The organism is Burkholderia sp. ABCPW 14 (assembly GCF_001523835.1).
GTDB lineage: Bacteria > Pseudomonadota > Gammaproteobacteria > Burkholderiales > Burkholderiaceae > Burkholderia > Burkholderia mayonis.
In genome coordinates this window covers 1-6,366 of sequence record NZ_LOVS01000029.1, presented here as the reverse complement: position 1 = coordinate 6,366, position 6,366 = coordinate 1, and the positions used below count along the sequence as shown (strand labels likewise).

Below are 6,366 nucleotides of genomic sequence, written 5' to 3'. Positions count from 1 at the left end.
CTGATGGTGCTCGCGATCGGTCTGCAACTGCGGATCATCCCCGCTTCGCTGTACACGGTATTGCTGATCGCGACGCTGACGATGACGTGGCTGAGCGCGATGTCGACCCAGCGGCTCGCGAAGCGGCAAACTCAGGAGCCATCGCACAGGGCCGCCGACGATTCGCCGGCGGGCATTCGATCGACGCAGACACGCGAAGCGGGCCACAACGCGCGCGTACCTGGATTGCCGGAGGCATCGCGATCGTCGCGATGAACACATATGAATGCGGTCGCTCCACTGCTTTTTAACTCCGCCTCACGCTGGATGCCGGTCGCGCTGTCCGAGCAGGTGAGCAGCGAGGCGCCGCTCGGCGTCGTCTGCATGGAGCAGCCGCTCGTGCTGTTTCGCGACGCGTCGGGTGCCGTGCGCGCGATGGAGGATCGTTGCGCGCATCGCCGCGCGCCGCTATCGCTTGGGCGCGTAACCCCCGACGGCCGGCTGCAGTGTGCCTATCACGGCTGGACCTACGAAGGCGCGACGGGCTGTTGCGTGGCGATTCCGAATTTGTCGGCGAATGAGCGTGTGCCTTCGCACTTCGCCGCGCGTGCGTACAAGACGCTCGAGCGCGACGGATTCGTATGGGCATGCGCGACCGATGCGCGACAGTCCGTCGGCGCGATCACTCGTGACGTCCGCGATGCGCAACGATTCTCAGGCTCGGTGACAGTCGCGATCACGCGCGACGAATACGTGGCGGCATTGGCGGATGGGCCGCATCTGACAATGCGCATTGCCGGCTTGCACATCACGGACTACGTGATCGCAGACACGGCGCCACGTGACGGCAAAATCTCGATGGAACGCGGCGTCACGTGGGCGACGCGCTTCATCGACCAGCACTTCGGCGTGCGTTATCCATGGACGCTTCGCGTTACATCGTCACAAGACGATGCGCTCGCGTCGGTCGAGCTCGAGACAAGTGACGGCGCGCCGATGCTGTGGGCGTCGATCGCGATCGCGCCGGCAGCCCGCGGCGCGACGAACGTACTTTGGCGCGGTGGCGTGGCCGCCGACGCGACAGGTATCGGCGCGAAACTGTTTCGCATATGGGCCCGCCTGCACCGCTCACCGCTCGCGATGCTCGCACACGTCGACGGTCGCGCACTGTCGACGCTCGACGCACTCTACTCGCGGGCCTGGCATTGCACGGTCTCGGGGCAGCGCGTATCGACGCAGCCGATGTCGACCGATTACCGCACAAGGAGTCGATGATGCTATCCGATGACAACGAGGACGTCGAATTGACGAGCCGTCGCAACGAGGAAGACTGGTTACCTAACCGGACTCGCCTGCGCAACGCGTGGCTTCCGCTCGCTCACACGTTTGAAGTCGGCGAACGCGCGTCGCGCTGGCATATTCATTCGGAGCCGTGCTATCTATGGCGTGCGCGCGGCCGCATCAACGCGTCTCAGTGGCATCCCGACCAGCCGGTTTCAAAGCGTCCCGCATCGCACCCGCGGGACCAGGGCGCAGAATGTTATCCGGTAGTCGAACGATACGGTTACGTATGGGTCTGGTACGGCGACCCCGAAGCTGCGAGCGACACCTTCATGCCCGACGTGCCATTCCTGCCGCGCGATGGCGGCCTGCCGAAGTATATGCAGGGCAACATCCGAATCGATTGCTGCGCACCGCTACTCATCGAAAATCTGCTCGATTTGACGCACTCGGACTTTCTGCATGCGAACGTGTTCGGTGATCAGCAGTCCGATGAGGATCAAATCGACGTCCGTTATACATCCGAAACGGTGACGATGATCCGCCGCTGCAAGAACAAATCAGTCCTGCCGATCATGCGCTGGTTCGGTGGCGTGCGTGCGAAATATCAGGACCTTCACGCGGTGATCCACGTACATGTGCGCAGCTCAGTCGCGCTGGCCTATGGCCGTCACACACCGGGCAGCGATCTGCCTTTGTTCCATCCATGCGTGCCCGAATCGCGCAACTATTGTCGACTCAACTTTGCGTTGAACGCGACGGCGGCGCCGTGGCCGCTACGCCTGCTATTGCCGTTCGTTCCCTATGTCGTCGGACCTCAGGACAATCGCATGGTCAGGTCGCAAAACGGCCGCTATCTGGACCCGGGCGAGCGCCGCGATCTGTTTTCGCGTTTCGACCGTGCCGGATTACGCTATCGGATTCTGTGGCAGCAACTCGCGAAACGGCAGCGCGAAGGAGATTTCACTTACGCGGATGATGCACTTCCGAGCCAGGACGCGTGCGATATTCTCGGGATGCCGAACCGATAGCGCACATGTATGTACGCCATTGGCAATCGTGCGGATCTGCTTTCCTGGAGAATGTCGGCTGTATCGGCCATGAAATCTCGCAGACGACATCATCACTTGCGCATGGTGTTGAAGTGCTTTCGACGGAGCCGACATGGCGATCATTCGTTTTCAACCGTCTCTTGTCTAGATGAGGTATCCGATGAAGACCATATCGATACGCATGAAGCGAGAGCAGCAAATGCATCTGGTCTTTCCGTCGTTCTCGCGGTTTCTTCACCTGAAGAAAACATGGCACCCGGTGCGACACTGTATTCGACACGTTCACTGCATGGGCCCATGAAGTCGTTCAGCAAATCAGTCAATTAATGTCGGCGTTGCCGTGTTCGCTCCACTTCTTGGACAACGTCACGAACTCAACCTCATCCGGTACCACACCATGACTCTCACGTTACCCCGTCGCGACGACATTGCCGTATACGACATAGCGCTTGGTCTCTTCGTGAGTCCGGCAATGCTGATCGCGCATCGCGCTGGACTCTTTCGCCAGCTTGACGGAAGGCTATCCACGCTCGGGGAGCTCTGCGCGGCGCTCGGGCTTGCACGCCGTCCTGCCGAAGCGCTGGTCAATATCGCAGTGGCGCTGGGTTTTGTCCGGTGCGACGCGGATCGTTACGCGCTGACCACGCTCGGCGAAGATTTTCTGGTCGAGCGCAGCCCGACGTATTTCGGGGCATTTTTTGATCTGATGTACGAAGCCAGCGACACCTTCTCGCTCAAGTCGCTCGAGACTGCAATACGCGACGATGCAGCGCACCCTTACGGCAGTCCCGACGTCTTCCAGTCACACGAGCAACAGGACGAGCTTGCAAGGCGCTTCACGCGTGCGATGGAAAGTGCGAGCGCCGTACATGCGCCCGTGTGGCCAACGAAATTCGATCTCTCGATGCATCGCGTGATGCTCGACATCGGCGGGGGGTCCGGCGTGCACACGAGAAGTGCGCTTTCGGCGTGGCCTGCGCTTCGCGGGGTGCTGTTCGAGCTGCCGAACGTATGCGAATTGAGCCGCCCGTATTTCGAAAAATCGTCGGTGCGGGAACGCGTCGCGCTTCATCCTGGAGACATGTTGCACGATCCGTTTCCTGACGCGGATCTGCATTTCTATTCGAACGTCTTCCATGCCTGGCCCCGGGACAAGGATGCCCTTCTCGCATGCAAGAGTTTCGACGCGCTTCCGCCCGGCGGCCGCATCGTGCTACATGAGGTTCTGTATCGCGACGACAAGAGCGGTCCGCTTGCGGCAGCTGCATCCAGCTTGATGATGATTAGCTGGACCGAGGGCGAGCAATATTCTTCCCATGAATTGTCCGAGATATTGACGGATGCGGGATTTTCGTCGATCGAAACCATCCCGAGCTCCGGCTATTACAGCCTTGTCACGGGCGTAAAGCAGTGATCTCGTGCGCGAGTCGATGAACGAGGAACGTACCCGCCATGTTTGCAGACGAGCCCAGCCCGGCAAGCTGTTTCGTGTCAAGCCGGACGATGTAGGGGAGATCGACGCAGGCCGGTGAATTCCAACATCCGTACGCATCTTCTCGTCCGGACGGTCCGATGTGCGGACAGGGTTCCTGCCCGCCGTATCCGCTTCGTCCCCGTTGCGTCGCGCGTTCGCCGCGCGACGCAACCCTGTCGAGCCGGACATGTTCGCACGCGCCGCCGCCTCCCCACCGCATCAGCGAAACACCCCCACCGCGTCGACGAGCAGCGTCGCCTGCTGCCGCAGGCTCTCCGACGCCGCCGCGCTTTCTTCGACGAGCGCGGCGTTCTGCTGCGTGATGTTGTCGAGATGCACGACCGCGTGATCGACCTGCGAGACGCCCGCGCTCTGCTCGCTCGTCGACGCGCTGATTTCGGCGATCAGATCGGACACGCGCTTCACCTGCGACACGATCTCGTCCATCGACTTGCCCGCGTAGTCGACGGTCTGCGCGCCGGATTCGACCCGCTCGACGCTCGCGCCGATCAGCGCCTTGATCTCCTTCGCCGCGTTCGCGCTGCGCTGCGCGAGCGCGCGCACCTCGCCCGCGACGACCGCGAAGCCGCGCCCCTGCTCGCCGGCGCGCGCGGCCTCGACGGCCGCGTTCAGCGCGAGGATGTTCGTCTGGAACGCGATCCCGTCGATCACGCCGATGATCTCCGAGATCCGCCGCGAGCTCTCGGTGATCTCGCCCATCGTGCTCACGACCTCGCGCACTGCCTGGCCGCCGCGCTCCGCCGCATGGCTCGCCGATTCCGACAGCCGGTTCGCCTGCGTCGCCGTCTCGGCATTGCTCGACACGGTCGCCGTCATCTGCGCCATCGACGCGGCCGTCTGCTGGACGCTCGTCGCCGCCTGCTCGGTGCGCACGCTCAGGTCGTTGTTGCCCTGCGCGATCTCGTTGATCGCGCGCTGCACGGTCAGCACCTGCTCGCTGACGTCGTCGATCAGCCAGCGGAACATCAGCCCGAGCTGATTGATCGTGCGCAGCGTCATGCCGATCTCGTCGACGCGGTTCATGTTGACGCCCTGGCGGCTCGATCCGGTCGCGACGTCGAGCGCCTGCCGACGCAGCGTGCGCAGCGGCCGCGCGATCTGCGCGTCGAGCCACCAGGCGGCGAGCGCCGCGCCGCCGAGCGTCGCGCCCGCGAGCTGCGCGAGCGGCGCGCCCGTCACGCCGGCCGCCCACGCGGCGCCGACGATCGCCGGCGTCAGCACGGCGATCGGCAGATGGACGCGCGCGCGCACCGACATCGTCTGCAGCAGCGACGCGGCGCGCAGCAGCCCGCTGCGCACGATCACGCCCTTGTGGAACCGCCGGCCGCCCGCGCGGCCTTCGCGGAAGTCGCGATAGAGCGCTTCGGCGGCGGCGATCTCGCCGCGCGCGGCCTTCGTGCGCACCGACATGTAGCCTTGCGTCTGCCCGCCGCGGATCACGGGCACCGCGTTCGCGCGCACCCAGTAGTGGTCGCCGTTCTTGCGGCGATTCTTGACGAGCGCGGTCCACGGCTCGCCGCGCTTCAACGTCGCCCACATGTCGGCGAACGCCTCGCGCGGCATGTCGGGATGACGGACGACGTTGTGCGCGTCGCCGACGATCTCGTCGCTCGAAAAGCCGCTGACGTGCACGAACGTCGCGTTCGCATACGTGATGCGGCCGTGCGGATCGGTCGTCGACATCAAGGTCGCATCGTCGGGAAAATCGAATTCGCGTTGGGTGACGGGTTGGTTGTTACGCATGAGCGCTCCGATTGCTGGATCTGTGTTCTTTAATTGATTTCATCGGCCGAGCAAAATCGATCGAACGGCGTTCGATCGGCCCGCACCTCGTTGTCGGCAGCCGTTCGGCAAAAACCGGCACGCGGGGAAAGCACGAGATGATGAATTTCGCCTTGACACACATCAAACCGGAGCCTTTCGGACAGGCTTCCTTCGTTGCTTTTCATCGACGTTGCCGGTCCCGCAACACTTGAATGTTTACTCGAACCATGCCGATTCTACTGATCGACATCAAATAATCCGACATGAATTATTTCACGAGTTTTATTGATCGAATATTCAGGAATTAGAAATAAGATCGATCGACATTCGGAGCTTGATTCGAATGCTGAGATAAGCGCATGGCATGCGCCAATGCAGGTTCGCCGAAATCTCTCCAGCGATGTGGAATGGCCTTTTTCGCTCAACGCGTCATGCGAATAATGAAGAATTCACCAGGAAATGCGAAAGATATCGTGGGCGGAATGCGCGCGGCGCGATTCGACCCGACTGCGTGACGGCCGCCGCCGCGCATCCGATGCGGCGGCGTTCGCGATGCGCGCCGCCGCGCGCGCAAAGAAAAACGGCCCGTGCGCTTGCGGGCACGGGCCGTATGGATTGCCGCGCGATGCGCGGCGTGCGACTCGGATCAGACACGTTCGATCGCGATTGCGATGCCCTGTCCGACGCCGATGCACATCGTGCACAGCGCATAGCGGCCGTTCGTGCGATGCAGCTGATACATCGCGGTCGTCACGAGCCGTGCGCCCGACGCGCCGAGCGGGTGCCCGAGCGCGA

Annotated in this window: 5 protein-coding genes and 2 pseudogenes; 4 read left to right on the top strand and 3 right to left on the bottom strand. The window is 62.7% G+C overall.

Going from position 1 to position 6,366, the window contains the following annotated elements; translation table 11 throughout:
- From WS62_RS04500 to WS62_RS04485, 4 genes and pseudogenes are all read left to right on the top strand, one after another.
- A pseudogene (locus tag WS62_RS04500) lies at positions 1-255 on the top strand (cation:proton antiporter); the annotation flags it as partial.
- A gap of 6 nt (positions 256-261) precedes the next feature.
- Positions 262-1,254, top strand: coding sequence for a Rieske 2Fe-2S domain-containing protein (locus WS62_RS04495; protein WP_066568285.1), 993 nt, complete (start codon positions 262-264; stop codon positions 1,252-1,254).
- The gene (locus WS62_RS04490) at positions 1,254-2,291 is read left to right on the top strand and encodes an aromatic ring-hydroxylating dioxygenase subunit alpha (protein WP_066568291.1); all 1,038 of its coding nucleotides are present in this window, start codon (positions 1,254-1,256) and stop codon (positions 2,289-2,291) included. Before WS62_RS04495 ends, WS62_RS04490 begins: the two co-directional genes overlap by 1 nt.
- 418 nt (positions 2,292-2,709) lie before the next feature.
- Complete coding sequence (locus WS62_RS04485; protein WP_066568289.1) at positions 2,710-3,726, top strand: methyltransferase; 1,017 nt, start codon at positions 2,710-2,712, stop codon at positions 3,724-3,726.
- A 279-nt stretch (positions 3,727-4,005) separates the two neighbouring features.
- Here WS62_RS04485 and WS62_RS04480 read toward each other — a convergent pair whose 3' ends face one another.
- The 3 genes and pseudogenes from WS62_RS04480 to WS62_RS32525 all read right to left on the bottom strand — a co-directional run.
- Positions 4,006-5,550: a methyl-accepting chemotaxis protein gene (locus tag WS62_RS04480; protein ID WP_066568281.1), complete on the bottom strand. Its 1,545-nt coding sequence runs from the start codon at positions 5,548-5,550 to the stop codon at positions 4,006-4,008.
- Between the two features lie 29 nt (positions 5,551-5,579).
- Complete coding sequence (locus WS62_RS35905; RefSeq protein ID WP_156440862.1) at positions 5,580-5,756, bottom strand: hypothetical protein; 177 nt, start codon at positions 5,754-5,756, stop codon at positions 5,580-5,582.
- A gap of 461 nt (positions 5,757-6,217) precedes the next feature.
- Positions 6,218-6,366, bottom strand: a pseudogene (locus WS62_RS32525) (3-oxoadipyl-CoA thiolase); the annotation flags it as partial.